The organism is Streptomyces sp. NBC_00341, from assembly GCF_041435055.1.
Classification (GTDB): Bacteria; Actinomycetota; Actinomycetes; order Streptomycetales; family Streptomycetaceae; genus Streptomyces.
On record NZ_CP108002.1, the window covers coordinates 1,057,517 to 1,077,638 of the forward strand.

General features: G+C 72.9%; 19 protein-coding genes. 2 read left to right on the top strand and 17 right to left on the bottom strand.

Annotated features, from left to right (window positions below; genetic code table 11):
• Positions 1-59 precede the first annotated feature (59 nt).
• From OG892_RS04705 to OG892_RS04765, 13 genes are all read right to left on the bottom strand, one after another.
• Positions 60-875 (bottom strand): 2-keto-4-pentenoate hydratase, encoded by an 816-nt coding sequence (locus OG892_RS04705; RefSeq protein ID WP_371628539.1) that lies wholly within the window; start codon positions 873-875, stop codon positions 60-62.
• Positions 868-1,746: a MaoC/PaaZ C-terminal domain-containing protein gene (locus tag OG892_RS04710; protein WP_371628540.1), complete on the bottom strand. Its 879-nt coding sequence runs from the start codon at positions 1,744-1,746 to the stop codon at positions 868-870. Before OG892_RS04710 ends, OG892_RS04705 begins: the two co-directional genes overlap by 8 nt.
• Entirely contained in the window at positions 1,743-2,927 is a 1,185-nt protein-coding gene (locus tag OG892_RS04715; RefSeq protein WP_371628541.1) for a lipid-transfer protein, read from the bottom strand. Before OG892_RS04715 ends, OG892_RS04710 begins: the two co-directional genes overlap by 4 nt.
• Complete coding sequence (locus tag OG892_RS04720; protein ID WP_073739220.1) at positions 2,924-3,373, bottom strand: MaoC family dehydratase; 450 nt, start codon at positions 3,371-3,373, stop codon at positions 2,924-2,926. The genes OG892_RS04715 and OG892_RS04720 overlap by 4 nt, the downstream gene beginning before the upstream one ends.
• Positions 3,370-4,488: an acyl-CoA dehydrogenase family protein gene (locus tag OG892_RS04725; RefSeq protein WP_371628542.1), complete on the bottom strand. Its 1,119-nt coding sequence runs from the start codon at positions 4,486-4,488 to the stop codon at positions 3,370-3,372. Before OG892_RS04725 ends, OG892_RS04720 begins: the two co-directional genes overlap by 4 nt.
• A complete protein-coding gene (locus OG892_RS04730) occupies positions 4,488-5,450 on the bottom strand; it encodes a bifunctional MaoC family dehydratase N-terminal/OB-fold nucleic acid binding domain-containing protein (RefSeq protein WP_371628543.1) in 963 nt (320 codons plus the stop codon). The genes OG892_RS04725 and OG892_RS04730 overlap by 1 nt, the downstream gene beginning before the upstream one ends.
• Positions 5,447-6,613 carry an acyl-CoA dehydrogenase family protein gene (locus OG892_RS04735; protein ID WP_328867812.1) on the bottom strand — a complete coding sequence of 389 codons (1,167 nt, stop codon included), beginning with the start codon at positions 6,611-6,613 and terminating at the stop codon, positions 5,447-5,449. The genes OG892_RS04730 and OG892_RS04735 overlap by 4 nt, the downstream gene beginning before the upstream one ends.
• Before the next feature lie 44 nt (positions 6,614-6,657).
• Positions 6,658-8,319: an AMP-binding protein gene (locus tag OG892_RS04740; RefSeq protein ID WP_371628544.1), complete on the bottom strand. Its 1,662-nt coding sequence runs from the start codon at positions 8,317-8,319 to the stop codon at positions 6,658-6,660.
• 113 nt (positions 8,320-8,432) lie between these two features.
• Positions 8,433-9,194 carry an SDR family NAD(P)-dependent oxidoreductase gene (locus OG892_RS04745; RefSeq protein WP_371628545.1) on the bottom strand — a complete coding sequence of 254 codons (762 nt, stop codon included), beginning with the start codon at positions 9,192-9,194 and terminating at the stop codon, positions 8,433-8,435.
• Positions 9,195-9,225: 31 nt separating this feature from the next.
• Positions 9,226-9,870 carry a PaaI family thioesterase gene (locus OG892_RS04750; RefSeq protein WP_371628546.1) on the bottom strand — a complete coding sequence of 215 codons (645 nt, stop codon included), beginning with the start codon at positions 9,868-9,870 and terminating at the stop codon, positions 9,226-9,228.
• Entirely contained in the window at positions 9,867-10,757 is an 891-nt protein-coding gene (locus OG892_RS04755) for a MaoC/PaaZ C-terminal domain-containing protein (RefSeq protein ID WP_371628547.1), read from the bottom strand. Before OG892_RS04755 ends, OG892_RS04750 begins: the two co-directional genes overlap by 4 nt.
• 1 nt (position 10,758) lies before the next feature.
• A complete protein-coding gene (locus tag OG892_RS04760) occupies positions 10,759-12,954 on the bottom strand; it encodes an acyl-CoA dehydrogenase (RefSeq protein WP_371628548.1) in 2,196 nt (731 codons plus the stop codon).
• Positions 12,955-12,964: 10 nt separating this feature from the next.
• The gene (locus OG892_RS04765) at positions 12,965-14,125 is read right to left on the bottom strand and encodes a steroid 3-ketoacyl-CoA thiolase (protein WP_371628549.1); all 1,161 of its coding nucleotides are present in this window, start codon (positions 14,123-14,125) and stop codon (positions 12,965-12,967) included.
• Positions 14,126-14,500: 375 nt separating this feature from the next.
• Here OG892_RS04765 and OG892_RS04770 point away from each other — a divergent pair, with 375 nt between their 5' ends.
• A complete protein-coding gene (locus OG892_RS04770; protein WP_371628550.1) occupies positions 14,501-15,661 on the top strand; it encodes a Rieske 2Fe-2S domain-containing protein in 1,161 nt (386 codons plus the stop codon).
• On the top strand, positions 15,661-15,927 hold the full coding sequence (locus tag OG892_RS04775; protein WP_328867804.1) for a ferredoxin: 267 nt from the start codon (positions 15,661-15,663) through the stop codon (positions 15,925-15,927). The genes OG892_RS04770 and OG892_RS04775 overlap by 1 nt, the downstream gene beginning before the upstream one ends.
• A gap of 75 nt (positions 15,928-16,002) precedes the next feature.
• On the opposite strand, the gene OG892_RS04780 is transcribed toward OG892_RS04775, so the two are convergent.
• From OG892_RS04780 to OG892_RS04795, 4 genes are read right to left on the bottom strand one after another with little or no spacing between them, the layout of a single operon-like run.
• Positions 16,003-16,932, bottom strand: coding sequence for a VOC family protein (locus OG892_RS04780; protein WP_328867803.1), 930 nt, complete (start codon positions 16,930-16,932; stop codon positions 16,003-16,005).
• Positions 16,933-16,971: 39 nt separating this feature from the next.
• Entirely contained in the window at positions 16,972-18,156 is a 1,185-nt protein-coding gene (locus OG892_RS04785; RefSeq protein WP_073739233.1) for an acyl-CoA dehydrogenase family protein, read from the bottom strand.
• Positions 18,157-18,164: 8 nt separating this feature from the next.
• Positions 18,165-19,223, bottom strand: coding sequence for a 4-hydroxy-2-oxovalerate aldolase (dmpG, locus tag OG892_RS04790; protein WP_371628551.1), 1,059 nt, complete (start codon positions 19,221-19,223; stop codon positions 18,165-18,167).
• A gap of 28 nt (positions 19,224-19,251) precedes the next feature.
• Complete coding sequence (locus tag OG892_RS04795) at positions 19,252-20,106, bottom strand: acetaldehyde dehydrogenase (acetylating) (RefSeq protein WP_371631577.1); 855 nt, start codon at positions 20,104-20,106, stop codon at positions 19,252-19,254.
• Positions 20,107-20,122 lie beyond the last annotated feature (16 nt).

Consider the following 20,122-nt stretch of genomic DNA (forward strand, 5'->3'; position numbering starts at 1 on the left):
ACGGGGCGCGGTGCACGGATGTCCGGGGTGCGCCCCGGCCGCCGAAACTAGTATCAGTTTCAGTTCTGTGGCCGGGGCTGTCCCGTTGAGTGGACGAAGGCGGCCGAGACGGAGCCGAGACCCTCGAACTCGGCCCGGAACTCGTCGCCCGGCCGCACGTCCACCGCCCTGGTGCACGAGCCCGGCAGGATGATGTGGCCCGCCTCCAGCGTCACGCCGTACGACGCCACCGTGCGGGCCAGCCAGGCGACGGCCTCCGTCGGGTCACCGAGCACCGCGCTGGTGTTGCCCCGGGCGATCTCCGCACCGTCCCGGTACAGCACCGCGGCGATGCCGGCCGGGTCCAGGCCGGCCGGGCGGACCCGGGCGGCGCCGAGGATCACACCGGCGGACGACGCGTTGTCCGCGATGGTGTCGGCCAGCCCGATCCGCCAGTCCTTGATGCGGCTGTCGATGAGTTCGAGGCTGGGCACGATGTACTCGGTGGCCGCCAGGACGTCCGCCGTCGTGCACCCCTCCCCCGGCAGGCTCCGGCCCAGTACGTACCCGATCTCGACCTCGATCCGGGGGCTGCAGTAGCGGTCGGTGGCGATGGGGGTTCCTTCGGGCAGCACCATGTCGGAGAGCAGGTGGCCGTAGTCGGGTTCGTCCACGCCCATCATCCGCTGCATGACCTTCGACGACAGTCCGACCTTGTGCCCGCTGACGGTGCGGCCCCCGGCCAGCTGCCTGCGGATGTTGATCAGCTGGATCCCGTAGGCGTCGGCCGCGTCGATGGACGGGTAGCCGGTGGTCAGCGGGTCGACGGGGGTCCGGTCGCGCTGTGCGGCCCACAGCACTGCGGCGGCCTCGGCGCGCCGGGCGGCGTCAAGCATCCTGGATCTCCTTCTGGGCGGCGGTGGCGGTCTCGGAGGCGGTTTCGGTCTCGGTGTCGCCGGCGGTGGCGAATCGGGCCCGGCCGCCGGTGAGCACGGTGCGCCCGTCCTCCGCGCTCACCTCGAAGCGCGCGGCGGGGCCGTGAGCGGCGTCGCTCCAGCCGTGCACGGCGAGCCGCTCGCCGGGGAAGACCGGGGCCGCGAACCTGGCCTCCAGCTCCACCAGGGCGGCGGGGTGCGCGCCGAGTTCGCCGGCGAGCGGCAGCAGGCTCGCGGCGAGCGTGCACAGTCCGTGCAGGAAGGGCCGGTCCATCCCCGCGGCCCTGGCCGCCGCCGGGTCGATGTGCATGGCGTGCCGGTCGCCCAGCAGCCGGTAGAGCGCCGCCTGCCGGGAGTGCGTGAGCACGCTCAGGGCGTACTCGGCAGGCCGGTCCGGGCGGCGCGGGGCCGCCGGTCCGCGGGCGCCGCCGAAGCCGCCGGCGCCGGGGGCGAAGAGCGACCAGGTCGCCGTGAAGTACGCGCAGGACACCTCCACGTCGAAGACGGCGGCCGACCCCTTGTCCCGGACCCGGGCGACCCGCGCCGACGTGGTCAGCTCGCCCGACGGCTCCAACGGCCGCTTCACCAGCAGGTGCTGGCCGCCGTGCACGGCGGTGGTCACGTCGAAGGCGCCCAGCGCGCCGAGCGCGTCGGGCGCCCACTGGGCGAGGGTCAGCGCGAAGGTGGGCAGCACCCGCAGGTGCTCCTCGTAGACCAGGTCGAGCCGGTCCGCCGGTGCGCCGACCGCGAGCGCGTAGAGGATCGCGTCGCGCGCGGTGAAGGAGACCGTACGGGTGCCGAGTTCGCGGCCCTCCCAGGGGGAGGCGGTCATCGGTCGGCCCCCAGGATCAGACCGCTGGTAGGGACTCCGGTGCCGGCGGTGACCATGACGTGGTCGGCCCGGTCCGGCTGGTTGACCGAGGTGCCCCGGATCAGCCGGACGCCCTCCGCGATTCCGTTCATTCCGTGCAGATACGCCTCGCCCAGCTGCCCGCCATGGGTGTTGAGGGGCAGCCGGCCGCCGAGCTCCAGGTGGCCGTCGGCGATGAAGTCCTTGGCCTCGCCCGGCTCGCAGAAGCCCAGCTCCTCCAGTTGGGGAAGGACCAGCGGGGTGAAGTGGTCGTAGAGCACCGCCGCGTCGACGTCTGCGGGCCCGAGCCCGCTCTGCCCGTACAACTGGCGCCCTACCAGGCCCATTTCCGGGATGCCGGTGATGGTGGGCCGGTAGTAGCTGGTCATCATGTGCTGGTCGGCACCGAGTCCCTGTGCGGCCGAGCGGATCACGGCGGGCGGCCGGGGAAGGTCGCGGGCCCGTTCGGCGGAGACGATCACCAGGGCCTGGCCGCCGTCGGTCTCCTGGCAGCAGTCGAGCAGCCGGAGCGGTTCGGCTATCCAGCGGGAGTCGCGGTGGTCCTGGAGGGTGATGGGCCGGCCGTGGAACCAGGCGGCCGGGTTGTTCGCGGCGTGCTTGCGGTCCACCACGGCGACCCGGCCGAAGTCATCGGTGGTGGCGCCGTACTCGTGCAGATAGCGGCGGGCGAACATGGCCACCCACTGGGCGGGGGTGCTCAGCCCGAACGGGGTCATCCAGGCGTAGGCGGCCCGGTCCGCGGTGGTGTCCATGGGCCGGTCGGCCTGCCCGAGCCCGTACCGCTCGCCGGACCGCTCGTTGAACGCCCGGTAGCAGACGACCACTTCGGCGATCCCGGTGGCCACGGCCATGGCCGCCTGCTGCACCGTCGCGCAGCCGGCCCCGCCGCCGTACCCGATGCGGGAGAAGAACGTCAGATCGCCCATCCCGGTGTTGCGGGCCACGTGGATCTCGGAGTTGGTGTCCGCGGTGAAGGTGACCAGCCCGTCGACGTCGCGGGGTTTCAGCCCCGCGTCGGCGAGGGCGGCGAGCACGGCCTCGCAGGCGAGCCGGAGTTCGCTGCGGCCGGAGTTCTTGGAGAACTCGGTGGCGCCGATCCCGGCGACGGCGGCCGCCCCCGACAGCCCCGTCGGCGTACTCATCGTGCCTCCAGGGGCAGTCGCACGGACACCGTCCCGGTGAGGTGGGCGCCCTGGCTGTTGGTGCCCCGGACGGCGATCTCGACGCTGTGGTCCGCCTCGGAGCTGCCCGTGACCGTGCCGGTGAGCACCATCGTGTCGCCGGGGTGGTTGGGGGCGCCGAGCCTGATCCGGATGGCCCGGACGACGGCGGCGGGACCGGCCCAGCCGGTGACGTACCGGTCGACCAGGCCGTTGCTGGTCAGGATGTTCATGAAGATGTCCCGCGAGCCGCGTTCCCGGGCGAGTTCGGGGTCGTGGTGGACGTCCTGGTAGTCGCGGCTCGCGAGTGCGGTGGCGACGATCAGGGTGCGGGTGACCGGGACCGCCAGCTCGGGGAGCACGTCCCCGACGGCCACCTCCGCGTGGCGGCGGGTGGGCGGCGGCGCGGTGTCCGGCTGCGGGGTCATCCGGTCACCGCCCCGCCGGTCAGCAGCGCGCCGAGCTGTTCGAGGCCGGCGCCCGCGCCGCCCAGGGTGGTGGAGATCTGCTTGCCCCACAGGAAGTGGCGGTGCACCGGGTAGTCGGTGTCGACGCCGATGCCGCCGTGCACGTGCTGGACCTGGTGGACGGTGTTCAGACCGCCCTCCGCGGCCCACCACTTGGCGACCAGCGCGGCCCGGTCCGCGGCCGGCGCGTCGAAGGGCGGGGTCAGTGCGTCCACCGCGTGCCAGAGCGTGACCCGCATCGCCTCGATGTCGATGTAGCAGTCGGCCAGCTGGTGCTGCACGGCCTGGAAGGTGGCCAGCGGCCGGCCGAACTGCTCGCGCCGGCTCAGATGGGCGACCGCGTGCGCCAGTGCCCCTTCCGCCACCCCCACCTGGACGGCGGCCAGCGCCAGGTACGCGTTGCGGAGAAGGTGTTCGACGGCGCCGTCGCCCGGGGTGCCGACCTGCTCCGCGGGAGCGCCGTCGAAGGTGAGGTGGGCGCTCATGTCGTGGCTGGTGGTCTCCGCGTACTCCCGGCTCACCCCGGCGGCGTCGGAGCGGACCAGGAAGAGGCCGGGCCCGCTGCCGGTGGCGGCGGTCACCAGCACGTGCCGGGCGCCGGCCGGTGAGGGCACCACGGCCTTGACGCCGCTGAGCCGCCGGTCCGGCCCGTCCTGGACGGCGGTAGTGCGGGGCGCGAGCGGACCGGCGGGGCCGAACTCCTCCAGGGCCAGGGTCGGCCGGGCGGTCCCGTCCACGAGGCCGGGCAGGAGCTCCGTACGCTGCGCCGCGCTGCCGTACGCGGCGACCGTGAGCGCACCCGTCAGCGCGGGCCACAGCGGCACGGGGGCGACCCGGCGGCCCTGCTCCTGGAGGAGCACGCAGAGCCCGGCCGTGCCGAGGCCCGCGCCGCCGTCCTGTTCGGGCAGTACGGCCGCGAGCAGTCCGGCCGAGGCCAGATCGGTCCAGAGCGATTCGTCCACGCGCGTCGGCGAGCTCTCCACCTCGCGCAGCCGCTCGGGGGTGGCCCGGTCGGTGAGGATCTCCCGGGCCAGGCCGCGTACCGCTTCGAGTTCTTCTCCCAGGGAGAAATCCATCAGGGCGCCTCCGTCGGGGCGGGCCGGAACACCGGCAGGGTCGGATCGGTGCCGGTGTCGAGCCAGTCGAGCACCACGGGCATGCCGATGGTGACGTCGTCCGGGGCGACACCGGTCAGGCCGGTGATGAGCCTGGTGCCTTCGGTGAGTTCGACGACGGCGACGAGGTACGGCGACTCGAAGGCGGGGTGGCGGGGGTGGTGGTTCACCACGAAGCTGTAGATCCGGCCGTGCCCGCAGGCCTCGGCCGTGTCCCACTCAAGTGACTGGCACTCGGGACAGCAGGGTCCCGGCGGGTGGCGCAGGACGGAGCAGCGGGCGCAGCGCTGGATGAGCAGCCGGTGCTGGTTCGCGCCCTCGAAGAAGAAGGCGTTGTCGCGGTTGACGGCGGGGCGCGGACGCGGGGCGGGCGGGGCTTGTTCCGGCGCCGGGGCGAACCGCAGAGTCCGCCAACGCTGGGTGGCGACCGTCTCGCCGTGCTCGTCCGTGTACGTCTTCAGGGTGGTGACGAAGCGTCCCGCGCCGAGTCCGGTCCTCTTCTCCGTCGAGAGGGACTCGACGGTCTCGCGGACGGCGATGTGGTCCCCCGGGACCAGTTCGCGCAGGAAGGTGAACTCGGAGTCGGTGGCGACGACCGAGGTGTAGCCGCCCTCGTCGAGGAGCGCGGCCAGTTCGTCGAAGCCGGTCGGGCCGCCGGGCGGCGGGGCGACGGTCGCCGCGTAGCCGCGCATCGTCCAGGCCTGGACCATCGAGGCGGGTGCCACCACCCCGGCGCGGCCGGTGGCGCGGGCCGCCGCGTCGTCCGTGTACACCGGGTTGGTGTCGCCCATGGCCTCCGCCCAGTGCCGGATCATCGGCCGGTTGACCGGGTCCTGGGCCGGGGTGCGGGCGCGCAGTTCGCGCCCGGTGAAGGCCTGGAGCCGTTCCTCGTACCCCGGCCGGTGCTCGCCGTGCCCGGTCATGCGCCACGCCCCTTGCGCGGGAGCCCGAGGCCCTGGGTCGCCACCAGGTCGCGCAGGATCTCGTTGACGCCGCCGCCGAAGGTGTTCACGATGCCCTGCCGGGAGAGCTGTTCGACCTGTCCGGCGAGTGCCGCGCCCGGCGATTCGGGCCGGATGCGCCCGGCCGCGCCGAGGATCTGGGTCAGCCCGCGCTGGACGTCGATGTGGGTCTCGGTGCCGTACGTCTTGGCGGCGCCCGCGTCGGCGCCGGTCAGCGTGTCGGTGGCGACGGCCGCGGTCATCCTCCAGTTGAGCAGCCGCATCGCCTCCAGCCGGGCGTAGGTGCGGGCGAACTCCTGCCGCACCCACGGGACGTCGGCCGTGCCGTCCTGCCGGGACCGCTCCAGCACCTGTTCCCAGAGCTGGATCATGCGGCCGCCGAGGGCGGCGAGGCCGATGCGCTCGTGGTTGAGCTGCGCGGTGATCAGCCGCCAGCCGCCGTCCACCTCACCGACCACGTCGGCGGCCGGGACCCGCACGTCGCTGTAGTACGTCGCGGTGACGGTCAGCCCGCCGACCGTGCGGATGGGGCTCCAGGAGAAACCGTCGTCCGCGGTCGGCACGATCAGGATGGAGATGCCCTTGTGCCGGGGGGCGTCCGGGTCGGTGCGGGCGGCGAGCCACACGTAGTCGGCGGTGTTGGCGCCACTGGTGAAGATCTTGCTCCCGTTGACGAGGAAGCTGTCGCCGTCCCTGACCGCCCGGGTGGTCAGGGAGGCGAGGTCGGTGCCGGCCGCGGGCTCGGTGTAGCCGATCGCGAACACGATGTCGCCGGAGAGGATGCCGGGCAGGAACCGGTTGCGGTGTTCCGCCGAGCCGTGGGCCATCAGGGCGGGGCCGACGGTGTTGACGGTGACGAACGGGAAGGGCAGTCCGGCCCGTTGGACCTCGTCGAAGAAGACGTACTGGTCCTCGGCCGGCCGGCCCTGACCGCCGTACTCGGTGGGCCAGCCGATCCCCAGCCAGCCGTCGGAGCCGAGCTGTTTGACGACCTCGCGGAAGCGGTCTCCGCCGACGCCCTCCTCACCGGCCCGGCGGCGTTCGTCCTCGGGCATCAGGCCCGCGAAGTACGCCCGCAGTTCCCGCCGCAGCTCCAGGTGCGCGGCACTCTCGCGCAGTTGCATATGTGGTTCTCCTCGCGTGTCGCCGCCGGGGCGGACGGCGCCCGTCAGGGCAGGAAGCGCCCGCGTCCGGCGGCCAGGAACTCGCCGCGCAGCGCGGCCTTCTCGTCGTCGGTCATCAGCGTGTACACGGGCCCGCCGCGGCCGGCCCAGCGGTACACCGGGTCGTCGGTGCGCCAGCCTTCGAGCTGCATCTCCTTCTTGCGCAGCTTGTTGGAGCCGGTGGTGGGAAGCGCGTACGAGACGCGGACGAAGCGGGGGACGCTCTTGCCGCCCAGGTCCTCCTGGCGGGCCAGGAAGGCGGGCAGGTCCAGGTCCTCGAAGCGGGTTCCCTCCGCGATCTCGACGGCGGCCATCACCTGGTCGCCGGAGCGCGGGTCGGGCACACCGAAGACTCCGGCCGCCACGACCCCCCGGTGCCTGCGCAGGACGCGTTCGGTGAGCAGGGCGGAGGTGTTCTCGCCGTCGACCCGTATCCAGTCGCCGGAGCGGCCGGCGAAGTAGAAGTAGCCGGCCCGGTCGACGTATCCGAGGTCGCCGGTCCAGTACCAGCCGTGCCGGACGCGTTCGGCGTTCGCCGCGTCGTTGTTGTAGTAGCCCTCGAAGCGGGCGGCGCCCTCGGTGTCGACGATCTCGCCGACGGCTTGTTCCGGGTTGCGGACCCGGCCGTAGGAGTCGAGCTCCGCGGGCGGGCAGGTCTCCCGGGTCCTGGGGTGGACGATGCGGACGCCGGTCCTGGCCGGTGTGCCGAGCGCGCCGGTGGGCGCTTCCGGGTCCCGTTTGAGCATGCCGCTGCCCTCGCTGGAGCCGTAGCCCTCGACGAGACGGCAACCGAAGCGCCGCAGGAACCGGTCCGCGTCCTCGGGGGACGCCTCTGTGCCGAAGGCGTGGGTGAGCCGGTTGTCGGCGTCCTGCTCGGTCTCCGGACGGGCCAGGACGTAGCCGATCGCCTTGCCGACGTAGGTGAAGTAGGTGGCCCCGAAGTGGCGGACGTCCGGGAGGAATCCGGATGCGGAGAACTTGCGGGTGAGGGCGATGGCGGCGCCCGCGGTGAGGGCGGGGGCCCACAGCGCCATCAGCGCGTTGCCGTGGAACAGCGGCATCGGGCAGTAACAGGTGTCCTCGCGGGTGATGTCGTACTTGGCGCTGTTGGACGCGCCGAGGGCGGCGAGCCGGCCCTGGGAGCAGATCGCCGCCTTCGAGGCGCCGGTGGTGCCCGAGGTCAGGAGGAGCAGCATCCGGGTGGAGGCGGTGACACCGAGGGTGCGCACCGGCCGGGGGACGTCCGTGTGGCCGGCGAGGCCGGCCGCGTACTCCGGTGTGCCGACGACGAGGAACCGGTCGCGCTCCACACCGATGTCCAGACCGTCCAGCAGGGCGGCGCCCGCCGGGTCGGTGACGATCACCTGGCAGTCGGTGTGCCGTACCTCCCGGGCGAGTTCGGCGCCGCGCCGGGTGGGGTTGATGCCGACGACGGCCGCGCCGGCGAGGGCCGCGGCGCCCAGCCAGAAGACGTACTCGGGCTCGTTGTCCAGGAGTACGCCGATGTGGAACGGCCCGTCGGCGCGCAGTTTCCGGGCCCAGCCGGCGCGGGCCGCGCTCTCCTGGACCACCTCGTCCCAGGTCCAGGAGCGGTCACGGGTCAGCAGTCCCGGACGCTCGTCCCCGCATCGGGCGAGCAGCAGGTCTGCGATGGTGTCGTGCGGCAACGTCGGTCCCTTCATCATCCGGTCGCGGTCGCGAAGACCGACGCTAGCCACGGCAGGGCGGGCCGGCCGGGACGGTCCCGCTCACCGGGAGGGTGCGGCGACCGGCCCTGGGGTCAGCCGAAGTTGGCCTGGCCGCCGTCGAGCGGGACCGTGGCGCCCGTCAGATAGCGGGCGTCCGGTCCGCACAGCATCGCGACGGCTCGCCCGATGTCCTGTTCGCAGTCCCCGACGTATCCCAGCGGGATGGCCGCGCAGAACTCGGCGGCCTCCTCCGGGTGGGCGTCCTGCCAGCCCGCGTAGGCGGGTGAGGCCGCGTGCGGGGCGATGGCGTTGACCCTGATCCCGTCCCGGCCCCATTCGTTGGCGGCGGCCCGGGTCAGGGAGCGCAGCGCGGACTTGGCGGCCGCGTACGCGCCGTAGGTGCTCAGGTCCCAGCGGACCATGGCGGAGGTGACCAGGTTGATGATCACTCCCCCGCCGGCCCGTTTCAGGTGCGGATGCGCGGCCTTCATGAACGCGAACGCAGCGAACGGGCCGCTGTCGAACCCCTTTTGGAACTGTTCGTCGCTCAGCGAGAGCAGCGGTCCGTAGCAGCCGGTGTAGGCGTTGTTGACCAGGATGTCGATCCGGCCGAGGCGTTCGGCCACGTCCTCGACCACGGCGGGGATCCGGGCCGTGTCCCGTACGTCGAGGACGAATGGCTCGGCCCGCACTCCTCGTTCGCGCAGCATCGCGCAGGTCGCCTCCAGTTTCGCCGCCGTGCGTCCGAGGACGGCGACGGACGCTCCGTCGGAGGCGAGGGCGAGCGCGATGCCCTGGCCCACGCCCTGGCCGGCTCCGCTGATGACCGCCACTTTTCCGTCGAGGCTGCCCATGGGTTCCACTCCCACTCTTCTTCCCGCGACCTCAACTCGGCCGGGGAAGGTGCTTGTTGATGAACAGACCGGACACGGTGACGCAGCTGCGGCCGCCGGCGGAGATCTCACCGACGGTGCGGATCCGCGAACCGTCCACCGAGACCTGACGCCCGGTGACCGTCAGCGGCTCGAACAGCGGGGTGGGCCGCAGATAGCGCAGTGTCAGCTCCGCGGTCATCCCGGACGGGCCGCCCCAGTGGTTGGCCACTCCCAGCGTGTGGTCCAGGAGCAGCGCGGAGACGCCGCCGTGCACATGGCCGGGCGGGCCCTGGTAGGGCAGGTCGAGCGTGACGATGCCTTCGACGGAACCGTCGTCCTTGCCGTGCAGGTGCAGCGGCGGTGCGAGGGCGTTCTCCGGGCCGGTGACGGGGTCGTGCCGGGTGACGCCCTCGCCGCGCCACATCTGCGCGAGGCGTTCCTCGATGGCGGGCGCCTGCTCGGTGAGCCCGTCGGCCATGGCGTCGAGCCGCGCGGCTATCGCGTTCATGTCCGCGCCGGACCCGTCGCCGGCGCGGAGCAGGGCGGCGATCACCCGGCGGGCCGCGGCGACCGCGGTGTCGACGCCGTCCCGGTGCGGTTCCGCGACCAGCCTGGGCCGGTCGGCGGTGGTGGTCTCGTGCTGGGGGACGGTCATGAGGTCACCGTCGCCGTGGCGTGGGTGAGTACGGGCGCGCCGTCGCGTTCGGGGCAGGCGGCGTGCAGCAGGAGCCGCCCGGTCCCGTCGTCCGCCGTTCCGTCCCGCCATACGGAGATGGCCAGGGACTCGCCGGGGACGAGCGGTCCGGCGAAGCGCACGGTGAGACCGGTGAGCCGGGTGACGTCACCGTCGAGCACTCCGTCGACGAGGGCCTTGCAGAGGAGTCCGTAGGAGGCGAGCCCGTGCAGGATCGGCCGGTCGAATCCGGCGGCCCGCGCGGCCGCGGGGTCGGCGTGCAGCGGGTTGAGGTCTCCGTTGAGCCGGTACCACAGCGCCTGTTGGGGTGCGGTGGCGCAGGCGAGGACGGCGTCGGCGGGCCGGTCCGGTGTCTCCCGGTGCTCGGGCGGGCCGGGCTCCCCGCCGAAGCCGCCCTCGCCGCGTGCCCAGATGCGGGTGGTGGTGGTCCACAGCGGTTCGCCGTCGGCGCCGGTGGCCGTGGACTCCAGGACGACGAGTGCGGCCCTGCCCTTGTCCCACAGTTCGGCGACGCGCGAGCGGAGGGTGGCGGTGCCTGATGCGGGGAGCGGCCGGTGGACCCGGAGTCCCTGGCCCGCGTGGAGCAGCGCCCGCAGGTCGATGTCGATGCCGGGCAGGTGGAAGCCGGGTGCGCCCTGGTCCCCGGAGGAGATCCCGGAGCCGGCCACCACCGCGAAGGTGGGCAGTACGGCGAGGGACTTCTCGTAGGTCAGGTGCGGTTCGGGGCCGGTGGCTGCGTCGGCGCCCGCGCCGAGGCTCAGGTGGTAGAGGAGCACGTCGCGGCTGGTCCAGCGGATCTCGCGGACCGAGGGGTCCGCGGTGAGCGCCTTCTCGCGGTCGATGGGCATGTCAGCCTTTCTCGGTGGGCTCGGGGTCGCGGGGAAGGCCGAGGAGGCGCTCACCGATGATGTTCAGCTGGATCTCCGTCGTGCCGCCCGCGATGGACAGACAGCGGGAGTTGAGGAACTGCCAGGTGGCATCGAGGCGTTCGCCCTCGCCGGTGAGCGCGGCGCTGCCCTGCCAGTCCATGCAGGTCTCCCAGACCCGCTGCTGGTGTTCGACGCCGAGCAGTTTGGCGACGGACGCCTCGGCGCCCGGCTGCTGCCCGGAGACGGTGCGCAGGGTGGTGCGCAGGGCGAGGACGGCTCCGGACTGCGCGTCGCAGAGGTGGCCGCCGAGGGTGGTGAGCTGTTCGTCGTCGAGCGCTTCGGAGGCGGCGGCGAGCTCCAGCAGCGCCTCGGCGCCGGAGCCGACCGAGTCGTGGGACAGGGCTACGCGTTCGTTGGCGAGGGTGGTGCGGGCGAGCTTCCAGCCGTCGCCCGGGGAGCCGACGAGCAGCTCGTCGGGGATGAACACGTCGTCGAGGAAGACCTCGTTGAACTCGGCCTCTCCGGTGATCTGCCGCAGCGGCCGGATGTCGAGGCCGGGGCTCTTCATGTCGAGGAGGAAGTAGGAGATCCCCCTGTGCTTGGGCACGTCGGTGTCGGTACGGGCGAGCAGGACGCCCCAGTGGGCGTCGCGGGCCATGGACGTCCACACCTTCTGGCCCGTGACGCGCCAGCCGCCGTCGGTCCTCTCCGCGCGGGTGGTGAGCCCGGCGAGGTCGGAGCCCGCGCCCGGCTCGCTGAACAGCTGGCACCAGACGATGCCCCCGCGCAGGCTCGGCGCGAGGAACCTCTCCTGCTGGGACGGGTCGCCGTGGGCGATGAGCGTGGGCACCACCCAGCCGCCGATGATCATGTCGACGGGGGTGAGCCCGGCGGCCCGCAGCTCCTCCGCGATGACGAGCTGTGTGACGGGATCCGCGCCCTTGCCCCAGGGGGCCGGCAGATGGGGGGCGGTGTAGCCGTGGTCCGCGAGGTGGATGCGGGCTTCCGCGCCCTCCAGGGCGGCGGCGATCCGCAGTTCGGCGCGGATGTCCTCGCGTACGGCCTCGGCCGACCCGGGCAGCTCGACGCCCAGCGTGCGGCGGGCGCCGTCCAGGGTGAGGCGGGCGACTCGGCGGCGCCAGACGGCGGACGGGCCCAGCGCGATGCGCAGGGTCTGGGCGCGGCGCAGTGCGAGATGCGCGTCGTGCTCCCAGGTGAAGCCGATGCCGCCGAGCACCTGGATGCAGTCCTTGGCGACGGAGAACGCCGCGTCGACACCGGCCGCCGCGGCGACGGCGGCGGCCAGCGAGGCCTCACGGGCGTCGCCCGCGCCGTCGGGCCCGGCCGCGCGGGCGGCGTCCCAGGCGCAGGCGCGGGCCTGCTCGGCCCGCGCGAGCATCCGGGCGCAGCGGTGCTTGACGCCCTGGAACTGGCCGATGCGGCGGCCGAACTGCTCCCGGACCCGGGCGTAGTCCGCGGCGGTGTTCACGCAGCGGTCGGCGAGTCCCGAGGACTCGGCGGCGAACAGGGTGGCGGCGAGGTCGCGGGGCGTCTGCGGATCGAGGTCCAGCAGATCGGCGGCCGGCACCGGGACCGACCGTACGGTCACCCGGGAGGAGCGGCGGGTCAGGTCGTGGCTGCGGACGTCGGTGGTCTCCACCGCCGCCCGGGGCAGTACCAGCCAGGCGGTGCGGCCGTTGTCCGCGGCGGGCAGTACGAACACGTCGGCCAGGTGTCCGCCGATGACGAGCTCGGAGGTTCCGGTGACGGTCGCCGTGCCGTCGGCGGCGCGCGTCAGGGCGAGGGTGCCGGGGGCGAGTCCGACCGCGCCGACGGTGGTGCCGGCGGCGAGCGGGGCGAGGTGCGTCCGGTGTCCGGCCGCGTGCAGGACCGCGGAGGCGAGCGTCGTCGGCAGGAACGGTCCGGGGGCCGTCGCGCGGCCCAGTTCCTCTGTGACGACGGCGAGTTCGACGAGTCCGTATCCGGCGCCGCCCGACTCCTCCGGCAGGTGCAGCCCGAGGAGGCCCTGTTCCGCGAGGCCGCTCCAGTGGGCGGGGAGGGTCTCCCGGCCGGCGTCGGCCGCCGCCCGGAGGGTGTCCGGTGTGATGTGCCGGCCGGCGAAGGCACGGACCGCGTCGCGCAGGTCGCGGTGTTCCTGGGTGAGTCCGATGGTCATGCCGCGCCCCTCAGATGCGTTCGATGACGGTGGCGGTGGCGTGCGCCCCACCGGCGCACATGGTGATCAGCGCGGTGGACTTCCCGGTCCGTTCCAGTTCGTGCAGGGTTTGGGTGACGAGCCGGGCGCCGGTGGAGCCGACGGCGTGGCCGAGCGCGATGGCGCCGCCGTTGACGTTGACCTTGTCCAGGTCGGCCCGGTGGACCCGGGCCCAGGACAGCACCACGGAGGCGAAGGCCTCGTTGATCTCGACGAGGTCGATGTCGTCGAGGGTCATCCCGGCGGTGCGCAGGACGCGTTCGGTCGCGGCGACGGGCCCGTCGAGGTGGTAGTACGGCTCGGAGCCGACCATGGCGGAGGCGAGGATGCGGGCGCGGGGGCGGAGCCCTTCGCGGGCGGCGCGCTCCCGGCTCATCAGCAGGACGGCGGCGGCGCCGTCGCTGATCTGGGAGGAGTTCCCGGCGGTGTGGATGCCGTCGGGGAGGACCGGCCGGAGGGCGGCCAGCGCCTCGGCGGTGGTGTCGCGCAGCCCCTGGTCACGGGTGACGGTGACGGTCTCCCCGGTGGGCCCCTCGGGGCCGGTGACCGGGGCGTCGACCTCGATGATCTGTTGGTCGAAGCGTCCTTCGGACCAGGCGCGGGCGGCCTTCTGCTGGGAGGCGAGGCCCAGGGCGTCGGCGTCGGCCCTGGTGATGCCCCGGTTGCGGGCGATGCGTTCGGCGGCCGTGAACTGGTCGGGCATGTCCAGGGACCAGCTGTCCGGTACCGGGGAGCCGTTGCCCGGAGTGAGCGCGGCGCCGAGGAAGACGCGGCTCATCGACTCCACCCCGCAGCCGATGCCGGTCTCGATGGCGCCCGCGGCGATCAGGCCCGCCACCAGGTGCACGGCCTGCTGGGACGATCCGCAGGCGCAGTCGATGGTGGTGCACGCGGTGGTGTGCGGGAGACCGCTGTGCAGCCAGGCGCCACGCGTCACGTTGTTGGACTGCTCACCGGCCTGGGTGACGCAGCCCCCGATGACCTGGTCCACGGTGCCGGGGGCGATACCCGCCCGCTCCACCAGGCCCTTCTGGGCGAGCCCGAGGAGTTCCGCCGGGTGGAGCCCGGACAGGACACCGCGGCGCCGGCCGACCGGTGTCCGTGCGGCTTCGACGATGACGGCCTCGGTCATGGCTCTCCGTAGGGGTGAGGGGCCCGTTGGGGCCCGGACACTGATGGAGGAAAACTAGAATTTGTTCTCGTCATAGGCAAGGCCCAGTCCCGCTCAGTGGCCCGCCGCCTCGGCCGGGCCCGCCGCCTCGGCCGGGCCCGCCCCCTGGCCCGGTCCGGCAGCCGGGGCGTCAGTCGGGGCGTCAGATGTGGGATCCGCCGTCGGCCCGGATCTCCGCCCCGGTGAGGCAGGCCGCGTCCCACGGACCGGGACCGGGGCACGACGGGCCGGCCGGGGCTCCGGTACCGGTCAGTGGGACTTGCCGTCCCCGCCGCCGGCGTCCGCGCCTAGCGTCCGGAGCCGGAGACCGAGCGTCGCAAAGGGGATGAGAGCAACGTGAGCGCAGTCGATTCGGCACACGACGACGTCAGGGCCATCGAAGCCACCGCGGCACCCACGCGTTTCGCACGCGGCTGGCACTGCCTGGGCCTCGCGGAGAAGTACAGGGACGGCAAACCGCACCCGGTCCTGGCCTTCGGCCAGAAGCTGGTGGTGTTCCGGTCGGGCGACGGCACCCTCAACGTCCTGGACGCCTACTGCCGCCACATGGGCGGCGACCTCTCGCAGGGCACCGTCAAGGGCGACCAGGTCGCCTGCCCGTTCCACGACTGGCGCTGGGGCGGCGACGGCCGCTGCAAGCAGATCCCGTACTCCAAGCGGGTCCCCCTGCGGGCCCGCACGGCGTCCTGGCCGGTGCTCGACCAGGACGGACTGCTCTTCGTCTGGAACGACCCGGAGGGCAACCCCCCGCCCGCCGGGGTGACCGTGCCCCGGATCGAGGGCGCGACGAGCGACGAGTGGACCGACTGGCTCTGGTACGAGACCACCGTGGACGCCAACTGCCGCGAAGTCGTCGACAACGTGGTGGACATGGCCCACTTCTTCTACGTCCACTACTCGTTCCCGACGTACTTCAAGAACGTCTTCGAGGGCCACACCGCCACCCAGTACATGCACGGCACCGGCCGCCCCGACGCCCGCCCGCAGGAGCAGGGCGGCAAGCCGAAGACCACCGGCAGCGACTCGGTGGCCTCCTACCACGGCCCGTCGTTCATGATCGACGACCTCACCTACCACTACGACAGCGGCGATGTGGACTGCGTCCTGATCAACTGCCACTACCCGGTCGACGCGAACCGCTTCGTGCTCCAGTACGGAATCGTGGTCAAGCGCTCCCCCACCCTGTCGGGCCAGGCCGCCGACGAACTCGCCACGAATATGGCTCAGTTCATCAAGCTCGGCTTCGAGCAGGACATCGAGATCTGGCGGAACAAGGCGCGGATCGACAACCCGCTGCTCTGCGAGGAGGACGGTCCGGTCTATCAGCTGCGGCGCTGGTACGAGCAGTTCTACGTGGACGCCGCAGAGGTGCGGCCGGAGATGACCGACCGTTTCGAGTACGAGCTCGACACCACGCGCCCGGTCGAGGCCTGGCAGCGGGAGGTCGAGGAGAACCTCGCCCGCAGGGGCGCCGCCACCGAGGGCCGGCCGGTCTGATGCGGGTGGACGACCGGCTCACCGACGGGGCCCCGATGCGGGCGCTGGACTGCGAGCGGTGCGCGGCCCGGGTGCTGGTGCGCAAGAGCAGTCCGCAGCAGACGAGTGTGCAGTGGGACGGCCGGGCCGTGGCGCTCTGTGCGGAGCGCGACCCGGCCGGCGGACTCTTCGAGGGCTGCGGGTCCCTGCGCGACACGATCCGCGAGGCCGCGCTGCGAGGAGCCATCGAGATCGTGGACGGGCCGGGCACCCACGAGATCCGCTGAGGAACGGCGCATGAGGCCGGGTACGCGTCCGTATCGCGTACCCGGCCTCGTGCGTGACGCCGGCCCGGCGTTGCCTCAGGCGTCCGTACCCGGCGGGGTGAACGCGGCCAGCGGCTCGGAGCCGGACCAGTCGTGGCCCCAGTAGCTGTCGGCGGTGATCTCCTCGGCCGTGTAGTGCCGCTCGTCCACGCGCATCCCGTCGCAGCCGTACTCGATGTCCCAGCCGCCGGGTGCGCGTACGTAGAACGACACCATCTTGTCGTTGGTGTGCCGGCCCAGCGTGGAGGAGAGGGAGAAGCCTGCTCTGCCCACGTTGTCGAGGGCGCGGCCGACCGCGTCCAGGCTGTCCACCTCGACCATCAGGTGCACCAGCCCGGGTTCCTCGCCGTGCGGGGCGGGGCAGACGGCGAGGCTGTGGTGGCGTTCGTTGACGCCCATGAAGCGCACCCGGCGCGGCGGTTCGCCCGAGGCCCGGCCGCCGAGCCGGATTCCGCCGCGCGGCAGGAAGCCGAGCACCTCGGTGTAGAAGGCGACGGTCTCCTCCGCGCAGGTGGTGGGCAGCACGACGTGCCCCATCCCCTGGCCGCCGGTCACGAACCGCTGGCCGAATCCGGTGAGTACGGGGCTGTGGTCGAGGATCGGGGCGAAGTACACCTCGACGGGCACCCCGGCCGGGTCGTCGAAGGTGATGCCCTCCTCGATCCCCCGGTCGTCGGCCTCCTGCGCGGAGAGCGGCTTGACCGCCGTGCCGGAGGCCTCGACGGCGCGCCCCACGGCGGCGAGCGCGAACCGGTCCCGTACCTCCCAGCCGACCGACAGCACCCGGTCGCTGTCGCCCGGCAGGACGACGAGCCGGGCCCGGCGTTCGTCCATGCGCAGGTACAGGCCGTCGGGGTCCGGCCCCGAGCCCTCGGCGAAGCCGAGGGCGTCCACGGTGAGTTCGCGCCAGCGGGCGATGTCGCGGGTCTGGACCCGGAGATATCCGAGTCCGCGGATCTGCGTCATGACTGTTCCTCCCTGAGGGGACGTGCTCCGGACGAGGCGTCAGATCATCGAGCGCATCGGGCCCTGCGGCGGCTCGACGCCGATCTCGGTGAGCGCCGAGGCGTGGAAGACCGGGCCCGGTACGTGGATGGCGTGCGCGAGTCCGGTGTGCGCATCGCGCCAGAACCGCTGGATCGGGTTGTCCAGCCGCATCGCGTTGCCGCCGGAGCGGGCGACGATCTCGTCGACCGCGCGGACCGCCCGCCAGGCGGCGGCGGCCTGGGTCCGGCGGCCGACGGCCCGCTGCCGGAAGCTGATCTCCTGACCGGCCGCGACCGCGTCGTACAGCCGGCAGATGTTGTCCAGGAGCGCGGAGCGGGAGGCGGCGATCTCGGCGGCCGCGTCGCTGACGGCGTACAGGACGTAGGGGTCGTCCCGCACCGCCTGGCCGGTGATCTGCACCCGGTCGCGCTGGTGGGCGAGGTGGTGTGCGAGGGCGCCCTCGCACATCCCGATCACGGCGGCGGTGATGCCGAGCGGGAACGCGGCGGAGAACGGCAGCCGGTAGGCGGGGTTGGTCAGCCCGGACTCGGCGGCCAGCGAGCCGTCCACCACCTTGGCGTACTCGATGACGCGGTGGGACGGCACGAAGGCGTCCTTGACGATGACGTCCTTGCTGCCGGTGCCGCGCAGCCCGACCACGTCCCAGGAGTCCTCGACGATCTCGTAGTCGGCGCGCGGCAGGATGACGTGGACGGACTGCGGGGGGTTGATCCGGTTGCCGTCGCCGTCCGCGAGGAAGCCGCCGAGGAAGATCCACCGGCAGTGGTCGGTGCCGGAGGAGAACTGCCACCGGCCGTTGAAGACATGGCCGCCGTCCACCGGCCTGAGCAGCCCCATCGGCGCGTACGGGGAGGCGATCCAGGTGTCGGGGTCCTCGCCCCAGACCTCCTCCTGAACCCGGGGGTCGGCCATCGCCATCTCCCACGGGTGGACGCCGACGACGCCCGCGACCCAGCCGGTGGCCCCGTCCAGGGAGGCGATCCGCATGACCGTCTCGGCGAACTCGCGCGGATGCAGTTCGAGACCTCCGTGGGCCTCGGGCTGGAGCATGCGGATCGCCCCGACGTCCCGCAGGATCTTCGCCGCCTGGTCGTCGAGCCTGCCGAGCGCCTCGTTGGCCGGGCCGAGTGCGCGGATCTCGTCGGCGCGTGCCTCGACGGCGTCGAGTACTGGATTGGACATGGCCGTTCTCACTTCCCCGGGGAGTTCTGGGCGGCGGTCGTGCTCCGGTCCCTCGCCGCGAGGGCGACCGCGATCTCGATGAGCTGGTCCTCCTGGCCGCCGACGAGCTTGCGGCGGCCGGCCTCCATCAGGATCTCGGCGCCGGACACCCGGTAGGTGGCGGCCTGCCGGGCTGCGTGCTTCAGGAAGCTGGAGTAGACCCCGGCGTAACCCATCGTCAGGGACAGCCGGTCGAGCAGGCATTCGCCGTCCATGACGGGGCGCACCACGTCCTCGGCCGCGTCGATGATCTTGAGTACGTCGATGCCGGTACGGATGCCCAGCTTCTCCGCGACGGCGGCGAAGCCCTCGACGGGTGTGTTGCCGGCGCCGGCGCCGAACCTGCGGGTCGATCCGTCGATCTGCAGGGCCCCGGCGCGTACCGCGAGCACGGAGTTGGCGACGCCGAGGCCGAGGTTCTCGTGGCCGTGGAAGCCGACCTGTGCGTCGTCACCGAGTTCGGCGACCAGGGCGGCGATCCGGTCGCTCGTCTGCTCCAGGATGAGGGCGCCCGCGGAGTCGACTACGTACACGCACTGGCAGCCGGCGTCGGCCATGACGCGGGCCTGCCGGGCCAGCGCTTCGGGCGGGCTGCTGTGCGCCATCATCAGGAACCCGACGGTCTCCAGGCCGAGTTCGCGGGCGAGCCCGAAGTGCTGGACGGCGATGTCGGCCTCGGTGCAGTGCGTGGCGATGCGGCAGATCGAGGCGCCGTTGTCGGCGGCCTCGCGGATGTCGTCCTGGAGGCCCAGGCCGGGCAGCATCAGGAACGCGATCTTCGCCCGGCGGGCGGTCTTCACCGCGGCCTTGATGAGCTCCTGCTCGGGGGTGTGGCTGAAGCCGTAGTTGAAGGAGGACCCGCCGAGGCCGTCGCCGTGGGTGACCTCGATGACGGGCACGCCCGCGTCGTCGAGTGCGGCGACGATCGAGGTGACGTGGTCGACGGTGAACTGGTGCTGCTTGGCATGTGATCCGTCCCGCAGGGACGAGTCGGTGACGCGGATGTCCAGCGCTGGGCTGTAGGGCATGGCTCGTGCACTCCTCGGTGAGCGGGGGTCAGGCGCCGGTGCGGCGGGCGGTGATCCGCCGGGCGAAGGCCTCGCCGGCCCTGGTCGCGGCGGCGGTCATGATGTCGAGGTTCCCGGAGTACGGGGGCAGGAAGTCGCCCGCGCCCGCCACCTCGATGAGGACCGCCACCCGGGCGAGCCCGCCGCTGAGCGCACTCGGCACGTCGAACTGCGGCTCGGCGCGCAGCCGGTAGCCGGGCACGTAGGCGGCGACCTCGGCGGCCCGCTCGTGGATCGACGCGGTGACGGCGGCCCGGTCGACGTCGGCGGGGACGGCGCAGAAGACGGTGTCCTGCATCAGCATCGGCGGCTCGGCCGGGTTGAGGATGATGATGGCCTTGCCCCGGGCGGCGCCGCCGATCGTCTCGATGCCCCTGCTGGTGGTGAGCGTGAACTCGTCGATGTTGGCGCGGGTGCCGGGCCCGGCGGACGGCGAGGCGACACTGGCGACGATCTCCGCGTACGCGACCTCCGTGACCCGGGAGACGGCGTGCACGATCGGGATGGTGGCCTGTCCCCCGCAGGTGATAAGGGAGATGTTCGGCGCGTCGAGGTGTTCGCCGAGGTTGACGGCGGGCACGACGGCCGGGCCGATCGCGGCGGGGGTCAGGTCGACGGCCCGGATGCCGAGTTCGGCGTACTTGGGCGCGTTGGCCCGGTGGACATGGGCGGACGTGGCCTCGAAGACCAGGTCCGGCCGCTCCGCTCCGGCCAGCAGGGCGTCGACACCGTCGGCACCTGTGTGCAGGCCGTGGTCGGCGGCGCGTTTGAGTCCGGGGCTCTGCTCGTCGACGCCGATCATCCAGCGCGGCTCGATGACGTCCGAGCGCAGGAGCTTGTACATCAGGTCGGTGCCGATG

Bases quoted from the DNA above. Each gene is read 5' to 3' on its own strand.
- OG892_RS04705 (WP_371628539.1), bottom strand. From the start codon at position 875: ATGCTTGACGCCGCCCGGCGCGCCGAGGCCGCCGCAGTGCTGTGGGCC.
- OG892_RS04710 (WP_371628540.1), bottom strand. From the start codon at position 1,746: ATGACCGCCTCCCCCTGGGAGGGCCGCGAACTCGGCACCCGTACGGTC.
- OG892_RS04715 (WP_371628541.1), bottom strand. From the start codon at position 2,927: ATGAGTACGCCGACGGGGCTGTCGGGGGCGGCCGCCGTCGCCGGGATC.
- OG892_RS04720 (WP_073739220.1), bottom strand. From the start codon at position 3,373: ATGACCCCGCAGCCGGACACCGCGCCGCCGCCCACCCGCCGCCACGCG.
- OG892_RS04725 (WP_371628542.1), bottom strand. From the start codon at position 4,488: ATGGATTTCTCCCTGGGAGAAGAACTCGAAGCGGTACGCGGCCTGGCC.
- OG892_RS04730 (WP_371628543.1), bottom strand. From the start codon at position 5,450: ATGACCGGGCACGGCGAGCACCGGCCGGGGTACGAGGAACGGCTCCAG.
- OG892_RS04735 (WP_328867812.1), bottom strand. From the start codon at position 6,613: ATGCAACTGCGCGAGAGTGCCGCGCACCTGGAGCTGCGGCGGGAACTG.
- OG892_RS04745 (WP_371628545.1), bottom strand. From the start codon at position 9,194: ATGGGCAGCCTCGACGGAAAAGTGGCGGTCATCAGCGGAGCCGGCCAG.
- OG892_RS04750 (WP_371628546.1), bottom strand. From the start codon at position 9,870: ATGACCGTCCCCCAGCACGAGACCACCACCGCCGACCGGCCCAGGCTG.
- OG892_RS04755 (WP_371628547.1), bottom strand. From the start codon at position 10,757: ATGCCCATCGACCGCGAGAAGGCGCTCACCGCGGACCCCTCGGTCCGC.
- OG892_RS04760 (WP_371628548.1), bottom strand. From the start codon at position 12,954: ATGACCATCGGACTCACCCAGGAACACCGCGACCTGCGCGACGCGGTC.
- OG892_RS04765 (WP_371628549.1), bottom strand. From the start codon at position 14,125: ATGACCGAGGCCGTCATCGTCGAAGCCGCACGGACACCGGTCGGCCGG.
- OG892_RS04775 (WP_328867804.1), top strand. From the start codon at position 15,661: ATGCGGGTGGACGACCGGCTCACCGACGGGGCCCCGATGCGGGCGCTG.
- OG892_RS04780 (WP_328867803.1), bottom strand. From the start codon at position 16,932: ATGACGCAGATCCGCGGACTCGGATATCTCCGGGTCCAGACCCGCGAC.
- OG892_RS04785 (WP_073739233.1), bottom strand. From the start codon at position 18,156: ATGTCCAATCCAGTACTCGACGCCGTCGAGGCACGCGCCGACGAGATC.
- dmpG (WP_371628551.1), bottom strand. From the start codon at position 19,223: ATGCCCTACAGCCCAGCGCTGGACATCCGCGTCACCGACTCGTCCCTG.
- OG892_RS04795 (WP_371631577.1), bottom strand. From the start codon at position 20,106: ATGTACAAGCTCCTGCGCTCGGACGTCATCGAGCCGCGCTGGATGATC.